The 14,662-nt window shown below is 36.4% G+C and carries 16 protein-coding genes; 10 read left to right on the forward strand and 6 right to left on the reverse strand.

Annotated features, from left to right (window positions below; genetic code table 11):
• Positions 1-125: 125 nt before the first annotated feature.
• Together LY11_RS11695 and LY11_RS11700 are read left to right on the forward strand one after the other, a co-directional pair.
• The gene (locus LY11_RS11695) at positions 126-1,424 is read left to right on the forward strand and encodes a site-specific integrase (RefSeq protein WP_111633876.1); all 1,299 of its coding nucleotides are present in this window, start codon (positions 126-128) and stop codon (positions 1,422-1,424) included.
• An 81-nt stretch (positions 1,425-1,505) separates the two neighbouring features.
• Entirely contained in the window at positions 1,506-2,285 is a 780-nt protein-coding gene (locus tag LY11_RS11700) for a hypothetical protein (protein WP_111633877.1), read from the forward strand.
• 479 nt (positions 2,286-2,764) lie between these two features.
• Here LY11_RS11700 and LY11_RS11710 read toward each other — a convergent pair whose 3' ends face one another.
• Genes LY11_RS11710 through tssD (LY11_RS11720) form a run of 3 tightly spaced genes read right to left on the reverse strand, consistent with a single transcriptional unit; the run spans position 2,765 to position 4,258 of the window.
• Positions 2,765-3,436 carry a hypothetical protein gene (locus LY11_RS11710; RefSeq protein ID WP_111633879.1) on the reverse strand — a complete coding sequence of 224 codons (672 nt, stop codon included), beginning with the start codon at positions 3,434-3,436 and terminating at the stop codon, positions 2,765-2,767.
• Between the two features lie 3 nt (positions 3,437-3,439).
• Positions 3,440-3,829 (reverse strand): type VI secretion system tube protein TssD, encoded by a 390-nt coding sequence (tssD, locus tag LY11_RS11715; RefSeq protein WP_111633880.1) that lies wholly within the window; start codon positions 3,827-3,829, stop codon positions 3,440-3,442.
• Between the two features lie 12 nt (positions 3,830-3,841).
• Positions 3,842-4,258: a type VI secretion system tube protein TssD gene (tssD, locus tag LY11_RS11720; protein WP_111633881.1), complete on the reverse strand. Its 417-nt coding sequence runs from the start codon at positions 4,256-4,258 to the stop codon at positions 3,842-3,844.
• Between the two features lie 334 nt (positions 4,259-4,592).
• Between tssD (LY11_RS11720) and LY11_RS11725 the strand changes: the two genes are divergently transcribed.
• The 5 genes from LY11_RS11725 (at position 4,593) to LY11_RS11745 (ending at position 7,294) form a co-directional block, all read left to right on the forward strand.
• Positions 4,593-4,859 carry a helix-turn-helix domain-containing protein gene (locus LY11_RS11725; RefSeq protein ID WP_111633882.1) on the forward strand — a complete coding sequence of 89 codons (267 nt, stop codon included), beginning with the start codon at positions 4,593-4,595 and terminating at the stop codon, positions 4,857-4,859.
• 6 nt (positions 4,860-4,865) lie between these two features.
• Complete coding sequence (locus tag LY11_RS11730) at positions 4,866-5,195, forward strand: hypothetical protein (protein ID WP_111633901.1); 330 nt, start codon at positions 4,866-4,868, stop codon at positions 5,193-5,195.
• A 239-nt stretch (positions 5,196-5,434) separates the two neighbouring features.
• Complete coding sequence (locus tag LY11_RS11735; RefSeq protein WP_111633883.1) at positions 5,435-5,848, forward strand: plasmid mobilization protein; 414 nt, start codon at positions 5,435-5,437, stop codon at positions 5,846-5,848.
• Complete coding sequence (locus LY11_RS11740; protein ID WP_111633884.1) at positions 5,829-6,824, forward strand: relaxase/mobilization nuclease domain-containing protein; 996 nt, start codon at positions 5,829-5,831, stop codon at positions 6,822-6,824. Before LY11_RS11735 ends, LY11_RS11740 begins: the two co-directional genes overlap by 20 nt.
• 47 nt (positions 6,825-6,871) lie before the next feature.
• Positions 6,872-7,294 (forward strand): hypothetical protein, encoded by a 423-nt coding sequence (locus LY11_RS11745; RefSeq protein ID WP_111633885.1) that lies wholly within the window; start codon positions 6,872-6,874, stop codon positions 7,292-7,294.
• Positions 7,295-9,376: 2,082 nt separating this feature from the next.
• Here LY11_RS11745 and LY11_RS11750 read toward each other — a convergent pair.
• Both LY11_RS11750 and LY11_RS11755 read right to left on the reverse strand, forming a co-directional pair.
• A complete protein-coding gene (locus LY11_RS11750; protein WP_111633886.1) occupies positions 9,377-10,474 on the reverse strand; it encodes a hypothetical protein in 1,098 nt (365 codons plus the stop codon).
• 4 nt (positions 10,475-10,478) lie between these two features.
• On the reverse strand, positions 10,479-11,270 hold the full coding sequence (locus LY11_RS11755) for a sigma-70 family RNA polymerase sigma factor (RefSeq protein WP_111633887.1): 792 nt from the start codon (positions 11,268-11,270) through the stop codon (positions 10,479-10,481).
• A gap of 241 nt (positions 11,271-11,511) precedes the next feature.
• Between LY11_RS11755 and LY11_RS11760 the strand changes: the two genes are divergently transcribed.
• The gene (locus tag LY11_RS11760) at positions 11,512-11,931 is read left to right on the forward strand and encodes a helix-turn-helix domain-containing protein (RefSeq protein WP_111633888.1); all 420 of its coding nucleotides are present in this window, start codon (positions 11,512-11,514) and stop codon (positions 11,929-11,931) included.
• A gap of 36 nt (positions 11,932-11,967) precedes the next feature.
• Positions 11,968-12,375 carry a helix-turn-helix domain-containing protein gene (locus tag LY11_RS11765; protein ID WP_111633889.1) on the forward strand — a complete coding sequence of 136 codons (408 nt, stop codon included), beginning with the start codon at positions 11,968-11,970 and terminating at the stop codon, positions 12,373-12,375.
• Positions 12,376-13,140: 765 nt separating this feature from the next.
• Here the strand turns inward: LY11_RS11765 and LY11_RS26690 are convergent.
• A complete protein-coding gene (locus LY11_RS26690) occupies positions 13,141-13,281 on the reverse strand; it encodes a hypothetical protein (protein WP_170132672.1) in 141 nt (46 codons plus the stop codon).
• A 78-nt stretch (positions 13,282-13,359) separates the two neighbouring features.
• Between LY11_RS26690 and LY11_RS11775 the strand changes: the two genes are divergently transcribed.
• Entirely contained in the window at positions 13,360-14,595 is a 1,236-nt protein-coding gene (locus LY11_RS11775) for an IS4 family transposase (protein ID WP_111633891.1), read from the forward strand.
• Positions 14,596-14,662: the final 67 nt, after the last annotated feature.

The raw sequence follows: 14,662 nt of genomic DNA on the forward strand, positions 1-14,662 counted from the left end.
ATTCTATCGCTCATCAACAGGGCACCAGAATCCTTGTAAGTTATTGATTATTAGGGTGTTCAATATCCATACATCTTGATTGAGATAACGCAACGAACTAAATTTATTCACTTAAATCTATTGCGATGAACAAGACATTAGGACTATTATTCTACCTCAAAAAATCAAAGATCAATTCAAATGGTCTTACCCCTATCTATCTTCGGATTACTATTGACGGTATCCGTACTGATATTTCCTCTAAACGCTTTATTGATGCCAGCAAATGGAATAACAAGGCGCAGAAAGTAAATGGTACCTGCGAAGAAATACGCAATATCAATTCTGCCTTGAAATCCTTAGAGATCAAAGTTTACAAGTCCCACATGGAAATGGTAGATAAAGATTTGCCGATCACTTCAGAGAACCTAAAAAAATACATGTATGATGTAGAGATTGTACCCAAGGTGATCGAAAAAACAATACTAGAGGTATTCAAAGCCCATAATCTGGAAGTTAAAAGTTTAATCGGTAAAGGTTTTGCGCAAGGAACTTACGACAGATATGAGGTCAGCTATCAGCATACCCAGGCTTTCATGTTATGGAAATACAATGTTAAAGACGTGCTTTTGACTCAGGTGAATCATGAGTTTGTAACCTCTTATGATTATTTCCTGCGTAGTGTACGAGATTGCGGAAACAACACGACAGTCAAATACTTAAAGAATTTCAAAAAAATCATCTTAATCAGCCTTGCAAATGGTTGGCTTGAAAAGAATCCCTTCCTTTTGTACAAGGCGAAATTGAAGCCAGTAGTAAGGGAATTTCTTAATATGGACGAAATCCAACGAATGGCCGACTATGACTTTAAATTTTCACGTCTCAATCATGTAAGGGATATTTTCCTATTCAGTTGTTATACAGGTCTGTCTTACGCGGATGTAAGGAAACTTAAAAAAAGTGAAATCATTACCGATGATAAGGGGATGCAATGGATCAGTACCTATAGAAAGAAAACGGATACCGTTGTCAAAGTTCCGCTATTACCAATTGCTTTAGACCTTATTGATAAATATTCAGATCACCCCTCTTGCTGGGAAGGTAAAAGTGTTTTGCCTGTTTCTAGTAACCAGAAGATGAACAGCTATCTTAAAGAGATTGCCACGCTATGTGAAATTTTTAAAGAGCTTACGTTTCATATTGCCCGACATACTTTTGCAACTACCATTACCTTAGCAAACGGTGTTCCTATTGAATCGGTCAGTAAGATGCTTGGTCATACTGATATTAAAACCACACAGCACTACGCTAAAATCTTAGACTTAAAGTTGTCACAGGATATGGAATTACTCAAGATAAGGCTTACAGAAATTCCTACAACAGAACAAATGCTAAAGGTTGTTCAAACCTCAAATACAACCGGGACAGCTAAAAAGGCATCCTAATTTCACATATAATAGGCAATCTTAATCAATAATAGAATAAGATTGCTTATATTCAGAATTAATCTTTCTATTCTGTAAAATATGGCAAACTATTCTTATTTTAAATTTAGAAAACGCTTTGATTTTAATCCCCATCCGTATGAACTCGGAAACTTTATGGTATTCAATAAAAAAATCGAAAGCAATTTTTTCTTCAATAAGCTTTTTGAAATTCAAGAAAATGAACATATCCCTTTTTTTATTTTTCACCAGCAATTTTTTTTATTAAAACATCCCGGAGAAGAAAAACAGTTTTTAACGTATGTACTAGAAGTGGTGCAAGACCGTATTAATTATTACAAGAGACAGGATGTGTACAAAGACGCAGAAAGGACATTGTTTAACTTGTCTGTACTAAAATCATTTCAAAGCGCCCTCGATGAAATAAATATCTGGAATTTAAATAAAAGTTTAGAAGTTCTCCTAGCCAATAAAGAAATTGAAATTGCCTCTTACAAACAAGAAATCGAATTGTTAAAAGAAAAGCTTAAAACAGCTGCTATATATAATGCTGATACTAAAATTAGGCTTATTGAAGGCAAGTTACCTGTATTAGTGGACTTGATACAACAGATACAGAAATTAACGCTTCCTGACGGCCGTAAACTTACCAAATCACAATCTCAAAGTGCGTGGTATAAAATGATTGCCAAATATTTTCAAAATGGCGAAAAAGATATTTCATTAGAAACTATCCGTAATTATTTCCCCGCTAATAAAGAGACTACTTTAATCAAAGGTTCAGAGGTTGCCGAGTCTGATAAACTATTTACCATCAATATAAATCCACTAAACTCTACCTCACAGAAATCTGTTCTTTAAGCCCATTAGCCTTTAACAATTTGTGCTTTTAATTACCCCTATTTAAATTAATTCACTCCAAATTTGCATTCATTTAATAAATCATGAGTATAATTAGAACCAAAAATCATACAGGCGATAGCAATTATAAAAATCAAACCAGTAACTACAATAGATAAAGCATTGCTTTTAAGAAGTTTAGGCTGATTTTTAACAATAGCCTCCCCCTTTTTGGATATTCTATAGTAAAAAATATTGAAGAGTAAAATAAGAACTAACAAAGCAACTGAAATCCATATAGGTAATGATATACAATGGCTTTTAATTAAATAAATCTCTAACAATAAGTTCAAGATCATCATCTCTGATACACTTAAAGTAAATATAACCGTTGCATGAGGTTCGTTATCGGGTATAATTTTAGTGTATATTAAGTAATAATAGTAATAAATGACATTTAACACCATAAAAGTTCTTTTTCTTTAAAAACGGGTCTTGTTTTATTTATTTATTGGGAATTCGTCTCTTTCAACTCCCAAAAAATCCTGAAGGTGCGGGCGGACATTTTCTCTATACCAATCATTACCAGAAATTTGCCTTCCTATTTCCCATCCAATGCCCCAACCGGCTCCGGGTGTACCTCCGAAAGTAGCGAAAGCATTCGATGTTTGTTCAATTAGAACACCTCTTTTAGATAATAATCCTTCCTCCCCTTGTTTTTTAATTTGAAAGTAATTCCATATACCGATACTCCTACCAAGCCATTTGAACCTCATCCCAATAGACTTAGCGTCACTTCTCAAAAAAGTGTATTGATTTCCATGGAATGCGTGACCGTATGATCTCATATTAATTATAGAAAACCAAGTAGCTTTGTTGAACATTAAAGCCTCACCTTTACTTATAACGTACCCCCCCACACTTAAATACAAACCAAATTTATCAGGCGGCTCATGTTTAGAAGCTACCTTCTTCTGATACTTCATCCAAGTAGGATCGTTTGCTAATGTTACTGCAATATACGATGGTACCGGCCTTGCTTTTTCGACAAAACCAAGCCCCTCAACATTAGCACCCGGCCATATACCCATAAGTGCCATTCGTCTAAATTCTGCCAAAGAGTATATTTTATAAGGGGCTATGTTTTCTTGCTTTACTTTTTGCTTACCCATATGCTAATTTTTCACCCAATTGTTATCTAACTCAATATTATTGAACAATATTTTACCAGCGGTAATTGTTATCCAGGTCGTTAAACTTTGTGTTCCTGTTGCACTAACCTGCTGACGATAATTAATACAATAAGCATTTTTAAAATATATCGTATTCATATTTTGGCCACCTTCATCCCTAAAATCTATTTGGCCATCTTTCTGTTCCCAGTTGTTAACCATCCATTTATACATAATGGCACTGACTTGTTGGGATAATTCCATTTGAAAAACCCCTCCATATACTTCATGTTGAGGCTGTAATTTATGATCCACCGCTTGTTCCACTCCAAATTCAAGCTCCATAAGTTCATATTCTTCCATTCCTACCGATAATACTGCTTTTACATTCATAATATTTGGTGTTTATTTCCATTCATTTTTGTGTACAATACCATTAAGTTCAACTTCATCCGCCTGAATTACCAGCGTAGTAGTGATATTATTAGTACTAAATCTTGAATAACTCAAATAAGAGGCAACACAGCAACCATTTTTGAACGCTATTTTATTAAAAGATATACCCGTAATGTCCAAATATGAAAGAATACCATTCTTTCGTTCACGATGGTTAAATGCCCATTTTGTTAAAAAGCTATCAGTAAAATGATCTAAATGGAGAATGATAGTTCCTCCTGAAACTAGCCCTAACGCCTTGCCGTCATGTTGTATTCCCTGACTTAAACTATATTCACTGTGCATTAGATTATATGAGTTCGTATTTCCGGGACTTGCAGGCTCGTGAACGTTGCTGAGTGTTAAAATTGATTTAAATGATGACATAAAATTTTGTTTTGTAATTCAATAAATAGATAAATTGAAGATAATGATAATTGGTTTATTTTTTGAGTAAATAATTAAAAGACAAAATCACTATTGAATTATGTTTAAAGAACCTTTTTTGGCAAAAATAAATACATCCAACTATAATTGAGGACTTTATAAAATCTTAAAACAGCACATTCAGTAAATTAATTATTTAAAACTTTACCGTATAAGCCTTAACTTATTTACTTGTTGAACATGACCAAAGCAAACCTTTGGTCATTCAACGGGTGTACATCCCCCCCACCTTTGACACAGCAATATTGCCCAGTATTAAAGAAGAAAGGAAAGTATGTCCGTAGAAATCATCACAAAAGAAGACCTTGAAAAGTTCAAAACTGATCTGTTCAAAGAACTCAAACAGTTGCTCCCTGCTGAAAGATCAGAGCCTAAAAGATGGCTTAAAAATTCCGATGTCCGAAAATTACTGAATGTCTCATTAGGTACACTCCAAAATCTCCGTCTCAATGGTACCCTGCCATATACTAAGATCGGGGGAACAACCTTTTATAGAGCGGAGGAAGTTGAAAAAATGTTGGCTAAAGGTTCTAAATCCTAAATGGCTATGATAGGAGAAACACCGATGAAAGACTTTTTTATCAAAGCGATCAAAGACGGGCGGATCATCACTTCACACATCAGCCTATTCGCCTCCATTTGTCAATGTTGGCACAACAAGGCATTTCAACATCCCATACCTATCACCCGAAAGGAACTCATGCGCCTGTCGAAAATCGCATCCTTTGCCACCTACCATAAGTGTATGCGGGAACTCGACAACTTCGGCTATCTCCGATATGAGCCCTCCTACAAACCGACGGGTAGTCTGGTCTACTGGCCGCTCCCGTGGAGCGAACCACCAGACCAGAAAAAGGAGCCGGGAAACCCGGCGTAGCATTTACCCGGATGCTCCTTTCAGGAGCTATCCGGGTAATGGAAACCGCAGGAAGTAAGGCGAGGCTTTCAGCACGCCAAACTTATGCGGTTTGTAGGAAGCAAGTTTATGTTTTTGTTACACAAAAACTCCCCCAAGCCTGCGGCAAGGGGGAAACTTGCTTCAAGCTCCCGATGGTCGCATGAAGGTGCAGGGCGCAGAAGCAAGAGCGGGTAAGTCATTTTAATACGTCAGAAACTATGGCCAATACATCATTAAACACGGGTTTTAAAGACCCGGTAAAAAAGACAGATAAGCGCCCAAAACATAGAGGCGGCGCACCGCAAAAAAGGATCAAACGAGCCAACGGCATCCGTGTCCGGCTGACCGCTACCGAGCGTTTCATGATTGAATCCAAAGCCCGCGAGGCGGGCATGCGGATCAGCGACTGGATTAGGGCAGCTGCCCTGAAAGCTAAGGTTGTAGGGAGAATAAGCGAAGAGGACAGGCGTGTCCTGCACCTGCTGGCAGGTATGGCTAACAACCTGAACCAGCTGACCAAGTTGGCGCATACCAGTGGAATTATGAGTATTGTCATCAAATGCGACAACCTGTTAACAGAGATCGATCAGACCCTTAAATATCTGAACAGCGATGATGGGAAAGATACCTAAATCCGGTAAGAGCTTTAAAGGCTGTGTAGAATACTGCATGTTGAAAGAAGGTGCAGTTGTACTAGATGCGGACGGCCTGCGCACTGGTGAGGTAGCACACACCATTGCCGACTTTGACATGCAGCGGAAAATGCGGCCGGGCTTGGGACAAGCGGTTGGTCACATTGCACTAAACTGGAGTCCAGAGGATGCACCAAAACTTACCGATGAACTAATGGTGAACATTGCTAAGGAATACCTGAAAAAGATGAAGATTACCGATACACAGGTGCTAATGGTCAGGCATCACGACACTAATCATCCTCATTTGCATTTGGTTTACAACCGGGTAGACAATGAGGGCAAAACGATAAGTGATGCTAACCAATGGTGGAACAATGTAAAAGTGAGCAAGGCGCTTACCTTAAAGTACGGTTTCCATATGGCAAAGGGTAAAGATCGGGTAAACCGTCAGCGGCTTAAAGGAGCAGATAAGGTAAAGTATCAGCTTCACGATCAGATCAAAGCAATACTACCGACAGTTAAAAGCATGGACGAGCTGCAAAAGCAACTGGCTAAGCAGGGTATAAGTATGCTGTATAAGTATAAAAGCGGAACACAGCAAGTGCAAGGAATCAGTTTTGGTAAAGGTGAATACCAGTTCAAGGGATCGGAGATTGACCGTAGTTTGAGCTATGGAAAAACAAGCAAAACGATAACTGACAGTGTGCAGGAGCAGCAAGAGCAGCAGCAAAAAGAAAGAAAGGTACAACCTACGAGCCTAGCCGACCAGATTAGGGAAGTTATACAACAGTCCGAGCAGGAACCACATTATTTAAAGCAGGAACCACAAACGCAATACTTGCAGCACGAGCCGCAGACCAAATATTTGGACACACTAAATCCCGGAATTGACATATCGGATGACGTTGATGATGAGGCTATTTATGGCCGTAACAGGCAACGTAAGGGACAAGCCCGCACCAATACAAGGTAAGAAAACTAATGATTTTTAAACTCAACACTTAAAGAAAGAAACTTAATATGAGCAATCAACAAACACCTGAAAAAACAGTTATAGATGAAGTGGTAGAAAGCCTGATCAAAAAGACGGAACTGCTGGAAAAAGAACTTTCTGCTATGAAAAAAGAACTTTTGGCAAAGGAAGAGCAAACCCAAGCCTTACTAACCAGTTTTGAAAGCAAATTTAGCAACGTGGTCATTCAAGCACCTGCACCGGATTTGTCCGAAGTCAATGCTACACTAAAGAATGGTTTAGCCACTATGAACCAGAATATGGAAAAATGGCCAAAGCCGCTCAAAACGGAATATCGCTTTTTGTTTTTTCCCGAGCAGCTTAGGAGTGTGGAATATGTTAGGGCTGTATTGACCAGAATAATCTTATTTTTACTGGCTTTGGTTTTTATGATCTTTGCTTATCTGCTACTGAATGACCATATGAAATGAAATTTGCAAATCACCTGATTTGCTGTGGCAATGAACGGGCAAAACAAAGGGGGCGATAACTTCAAACCCTTTGTCACTCAAATAACGAGGTTTTACAGTTATGCTGCTTATTCTTAGAATTTGTACCAATCTCACATTTTAACGCTAGTGCCGTTATACCCATATGGCTCCCATTATTACTAACAGGACAGTAAATCATATAAACATAAGCAAGCGACCGACCATTGTATAATATTTAGATTACATCGTTTCAATGCAGAGTTAGCAACAGCAAACCCCACATGTTGTATAATCTATAAACTATTTAGTGAGTACATTATAATCTCACTCCATGGCTGTACAAGCAGCCTCAACTATCGTTTTCAACAGTATAAATGTAAACTGCATTTATACTGAATATTATATTTTGACTCTATCATAAGCGTGCGCCAGCCATTGTATTTTAGTTTAGAATTAACCATTTCAATTAAAGGCCACTGGCAGCAGACCCCAAATATTGTATATTTTTCAAACTATTTTAGTGAGTATATTATAATCTCACCCTTCGGCTGTACAAGCAACCTCAAATATGATATTAGGCCATAAGAGCCTTAACAAAGTCGCCTCTAAAGTTCGTGGAAGGCTAGCACACCATTGTTTATATACAAAGAGAAGATCATCTGTTGTATTATTCTTAATGATTGTATTCTCATCTATATGAATATTTAGTGAGTAAACTTTCTTTCTCACCCTACGGCTGTACAAACAGCCTCAAATAATTTGAGCAATCCCCCTTTAAAACTTTAAATCCGTATTACACGCATACCAATAGAGCCCATAACGGTTGTACCACCTGTTTAGATTTAGTGAGTATATCCATGATCTCACTTTGCAGCTGTACAAGCAGCCTCATATTTTTAAGATAAACACAGCCTATCTTTTTACTTTAGTTAAAATACAATAAGCATGCCCCGGCGTTGTATGTTTCTTAAGCGAAGCCCACCACTGTAATATTCTCCCAATAATACAAGAGATCCCATCGGTTGTATCACTAATTAAATTCAGTGAGTGCATCTTTCGCCTCACTCTACGGCTGTACAAGCAACCTCATATTTTTTATTTAAAAATCGGTACCACAACAAAGTCGTCACGTCCCTGCTTTGTATATTTTATAGCAATCCCCATACATTGTAAATACTGCTGAACAATTTAGTGAGTACTTAGTTTGTCTCACCCTATGGTTGTACAAGCAACCTCTTTTATTTTTCAAAGCACGAAATAATTCAATCTGTTTCTTTCTCTATAGAGCCCGTAGTTTCTGTAGTATCTAATTAGATTTAGTGAGGTATTTATATTCTCACCCTACGGCTGTACAAACAGCCTCTATAATTTCTTAAATAACTTTTCAAATTGCAGTAAACCACAACCCCATGCCTACTTCAAGGCATGGTCTCCACTATTGTACATACTTTCAAATTGCGATAAACCACAACAAGACAAAGCAGGGCAACACTACCAGAACGTTGTATCATACCTTTCAAATTGAGATAAACCACAATTTTATTCAAAGTTTTATTGGGCTTAAGCAATTATATGTCCCTTATGAAATATTTAGTGAGTAAAAATCCTGTCTCACTCTACGGCTGTACAAGCAGCCTCTATAATAGTTTAACAATTACATCACAAGCTACATTAGACACGATAGCGCCCACATGTTGTAATACAAAAGCAAGCACCGCACCATTGTATAAACTCTAGGCTTCACTTTCATTGAATTTAGTGAGCGTGCAATATTACCTCACCCTACGGCTATACAAGCAGCCTCTATAATTTTTTAAAGAGCTTTTCAAATTAGGATAAACCATAATTGAGAGTCATCTGGTGACATTTGTTTCTTAATTGTACATACCTTTCAAATTGTCGTAAAGCACAACCACTTTTTACATAGGAAACTTGTTGTATATACCTTTCAAATTCGGCTAAGCCACAACTTTATTCAAAGTTTTATTGGGCTTAAGCAATTATATGTCCCTTATGAAATATTTAGTGAGTACAAATCCTGCCTCACTCTACGGCTGTACAAGCAGCCTCAATTATCCTCAGCTATTCAACAATGACCTGAATGCCCGCCTTTTCGGCCTTGTAGTTTATTTTATCTTTCAGGCTGTAATAACTCCAATTTTGTAGCAGGAACGGGTCTTGCTTCGCTATTTCTTCTTTTTGTTCCTGATTAACCAAGATTAAGGTGGCAGCCTCATGTTTCACGCAAAGATCAATTAGCTTCCGACTGTACACATGTAACTTATATTCAACATATCTTTTTTCCTGATGTTGATAATCATCCAGACATTTCTTTTTCCGTTTAGTGCCATGACCGCCACGGTTAAAGGCAACTGCTTTTTTCACCCTGTGAATAGCCGCCTGTATGGCTAATCTACGATGCAGGAACTCTTCTTTGTTTCCAATGGTATGTTCATCACTTCCAATTTTAACAGTAACCGGATGTTCGATAGATAGTGAAGCTTCAGCAATAACAGAGGTATTTAATTGATGTTGTTCTTTTTCAATCTGAATGGCTGCCAGTAAAAATACTTTACCCCGATCTAGCTGGATATGACTGGCACAAAGTTTTAACGTACCGTTCAGAATCCTGTCCAACATAATTTTTTTATCTGATTTATCTTTTCCTAAATAGGTTCTGAATGGAATCTGGAATAGCTTGAAACAAAAATTCTTGTTGTCAGGTGTACGGCCTAATTTTGAAATTACTTCTGAACCAAAAGGCAGAGGGATATTTTTCTTGTAATTTCTTAATGACTTTTCACCTTTCCAGTAAGCAGCTTTTTCTTTGTTAAAATAGGAAATAAGGGTATTGTTTAAGTTGCTTAGGATATTGGTAGGGATTTGCCCTTTAAAATGATTAGAAAGTACCCGATAGGTGGTGTTCTGACGAGACGATTTTAAAATTCCATTTTCTTCTTTTTTTTCGTCAGCAATTTTAAGCTTAATTTCTTCCGTTAAATAAAAGAAGTCCTTAACCTGTTCCTGTACAAAATGGTGGCTCATAATCATATTAGCGGAACGGAAGCAAATCCATTGCCAATTATAAAGCTGATCTTTTGCCTGTTTGATCACTTCTTTATCATCAGAATCAATCAGTAACTGAATTTTGCGGGTGATAATCATCGTATTATTTTCCATAGCCTTAGATTTTTACTTTTTTAATTTTGGTACAGGCGTTTGCGAATGCCTTTTGAATATAGCCCTGATTTAAATTTAATGCTGTTGCAATTTCTTCAAAACTGTATTGGAGTTCATAACGCATGTGTAGAATAGCCGATTGTTCTTCGCATAAATCCCCCTCAAACTTAAACCTATTGGTTTTTCCTACTGTGCTCAATTTTTGGGTATTCGTCAGGATTGCTTTAAGGCATTCCAGCGTTTTTTCTACTTTTCTGGCCACCTGATAATCTGATATGCCACCGATATGCCACGCTATACGGTCATAATTGAACGAGTACTTTAAGCACAACTGGATAAATAATTGCTGGCCATCTGTTAGGTTAGGAATTACAGCTTCTACCTGATCCCATTGCTTTTTCATTTCTTCTTCTAAATCCTGCTGAAAGAAAACATCTGGATTGTCTTCTAATTCAGGATTGTAACCGACCATAAACTCCTGATAGTTCTCTATTTCATCCAGCCGGAGCATATTACGCTGAAACCTATTGTTTGAAGTTTTATAATAGGCTTTGCAAGCATCGTTAGTTAGTTTTTTGACAAATGTTTCGATATGTTCGGGGTCAATGATGCTTTTTCTGATTAGCCAAAGTCTAAGGAAAGCCTCATTAACAATACAGTCGGCATTAACATCATCTTTAATGTATTTTACACCCTTATAATATAATGAGGGATATAGACGCTTGTAAAAAAATTCAAGACCTTTTTCGTTCCCTTCCTGAAATTTGCTGAAATAATATTGCTGGTCAGTTTTCATAATGGTATCTTTAAGTAAGAATTTCTTAATCCTGTTTATAGTGTCATGTATGAATTTATAAAAGAGACAGGGAGCAATCGGCCTTAACCTGGCATCTTTATATACAATAAGTTGGTTAGTTGACAGGTACGAAGTAAGCAGATTATAAACGGTTTAAAGATTTTTTAGCTGATACTTATACCACTTATTTTGGGATTTTTACTAAATTTATATTTTAATTAAATATAAAAACGCTTATACAATGGAAGATTTCTATATACCTAAGGTAAAACACATTGGCAGGAATATAGCTAAGATCAGAGAATTTAAAGGGATAAAGCAAGAGGCTTTGGCTATTGATTTAGGACTTAGTCAACAGGCAATTTCTAAACTGGAAAATGAAGAAAACATCAGTGACGAAAGATTAAAGCAGATTGCTGATGCTTTGGGTGTAAGTTTGGATATTATAAAGAATTTTGACGAAGAGAGGGTAATCTATCATATTAATAACGTGCAGAATAACAATGTCACAGATAGTACCTTTGAAAATGGGTCGGCATTAAATGGTCAATTTAATAACCAGTTTAATCCTATAGAAAAACTTTCAGAACTTTATGAACGGTTATTGGAAAGCGAACGGGAAAAAATTGAATTAATCAAAAAGATTAGGAATGAAGATTGATCTTTTGTTAATTTGGCTACTAAATCATAATAAATAATGGAAGAGGTAAAACATAAACCGTCAAAACCTATTGGCCCCAAAATTGCCAAAGTTAGGAACCTTAGGGGGATGAGTCAAGAAGAACTAGGAAAAAAGCTTGGAGGCATAAGTAAATCCGCTGTATCTAGATTGGAACAAAATGAAACGCTCGAAGATGAGCTGCTTACTAAAGTTTGTTCTGCATTAGATGTAACTGAAGAAGGGCTTAAAAATTTAGATGAGGATTTAGCTTTATATTTAACCGCTAATTTTTATGATAACTGTAATATAAATGCTTCTGCTGGTAATTCATCATACGGAACTTTTATTTTCAATTCAATTGAAGAAATATCAAAGATTTATGAAAAGCAACTTCAAACGATTAGAGATGAACTAAGAAAAGAGTTGAAGAACAAAGACAAATAACTTACCATAACACACCAAAATAAGACGGGAATTTTACCCATAGAAAAACCTTAGCTATTAAATTAGCTAAGGTTTTTTTTGCGAATACATAGGTGGGATTTTAACAATTGCCATGGTTGTAAAATTCCCATGCAAATTTTAACGCTATTAAATTGATTTTTAGTAAGTTTGAATTGAGAGCGTAAATGAGCGGGGGTACAAATCAACCATGCTACCTCCGCCATTTTGCTTTAATAGACTCAACGAACTGCTATTATTAACTTCAAACCATTTCACTCAACCTCTCCACCCTGTGGATACTGATTATCTACTTATGTCATCATCTACGAACCTTCCACATATACAAAAAGTATCAATTACTAAAATCCAGATTGGATCACAGCTAGTGAACTTAGGGAAATTATTAGAAATAGAAGAACGTGAAAACGATTTCGTTTTGGTTATTTATATGCTAGACTTAAAACACGTTTTTAGATTTGAAAAACACACGCAACTTTACATTATAATTTAATAATATTTCAATGTGAACACCGATTGTTAACTATTTAAGGTGAATTAAACATAATCTTGCGCTTTAGATTGGAGAAACCCCACGCTCAGTAGTGGCCTGCGAAACCCCGACGTTTAAAGCCTTTCCGCTGTTCTCGCTTTTAGCATATACGGAAAGTACACCCCGGTTCCTGCCATTTGGGGATGGTTTGTGTGATTTCTACCGGAAAAGTGATATAACAACAGTCTATAATCTGTAGTGTTATTCTATTTTACTTAAACGGTCGCTAATGCTATTCCTGCAAAAAGCAGAAATGAGCAAATATCATAAGCACCAACGATCCACCCCCTAGTTTTAAATAAGCTTTTATCCTCATCTTTAAATTCAACAATTATTTCATCTAGTTTATTTATCATTACCGTCCGGTAAAAAAGCAGCCAACTTAATGGCTGCCTAATAAAATCGTAATTTCGCTTTGCAAAACTAAAAATACGATGAGTAAAAGTAACTATTTTTCTAGTAAATCTGTTTTCGGACAGCTGATTTCCTTGATCGATGATCAACTTATAAAAGTTGCGGTAAAAAAGAGTGATTCTGATCGATATGTAAAGCGTTTTAAGACAAAAGACCACTTGATTAGTATGCTGTTTTGTTCTTTTGCCAAGTGCACTTCTCTTCGTGAAGTATCAGGTGCAATGCTTGGCCTATCTGGAAAAACAGCTGGTTTTCAATTAAGCCATATTCCCAAAAGGAGCACATTATCCGATGCGAATAAGAAAAGGAAAGTTGAATTTTTTGAGGAGATCTACCATAAGCTGTTAGCTCAATACGGTTCATTTTTATCGGACAGCCGGATTCAGGATGTCTTAAAAAAGCAAGTTAAAATTATTGACAGCACTACCATAAGCCTGTTTAAGGACATTTTAAGTTGTGTGGGCCGGAAATCCAAAGATGGGAAGAGCAAAGGAGGAATTAAGGTTCATACCGTTATCAATGCAGATGAAAAGGTGCCTAGTATGGTGTGGTTTAGCCCGGCAACAACACATGATCATAACTTTTTAAAGAAGTTAAACTGCGATGATAACACGATTTATGTATTCGATAAAGGTTACAATGATTATAGTGCCTTTAAATATTTTACAGACCATAAAACAGGATTTGTAACCAGAATAAAAGATAATGCCCTTTATGATATGATAGAAACCAGGGAGATTCCAGAAACGATTCATAGTGGTGTGCTGTTGGATGAAATTATCGAAATAGAAGTCAAAGAAGGAAAGATAGTTTCAAAACTAAAATTAAGGAAAGTGAAATTTTATGACCGGGAGCACAAAAGAGAATTTGAGTTTATTACCAATCTATTTGATTTAAGAGCAGATTTAATAGCGGCTCTATACAAAATCAGATGGCAGATTGAGTTGTTATTCAAGCAGCTCAAGCAAAACTTTCCCTTAAGATATTTTTTAGGTGACAACGAAAACGCCATCAAAATACAGATATATTGTGTTTTGATAGTTAACTTACTGATAGCCGTAATAAAAAAGAAGCTCAAAAGAAGCTGGGCATTTTCAAACCTGGTTAGTTTTTGTAAAATCCATCTCTTCAATTACATTCAATTGATTAAGTTTCTAGAAAATCCTGAAAAAGACTGGATTATCGATCAAGCTGAAAGCGAACAGATGGATTTTTTTGACGCCTTGTTTTTGAAAACCCCAAAAAAACAAACATAAATAATTGACTAATAGCTATCTATAAATATTAAATCGATAGTTCTAAGTTTTACCGGACAATAGTGTT

Source organism: Pedobacter cryoconitis (genome assembly GCF_003259615.1).
GTDB classification, from domain to species: Bacteria; Bacteroidota; Bacteroidia; order Sphingobacteriales; family Sphingobacteriaceae; genus Pedobacter; species Pedobacter cryoconitis.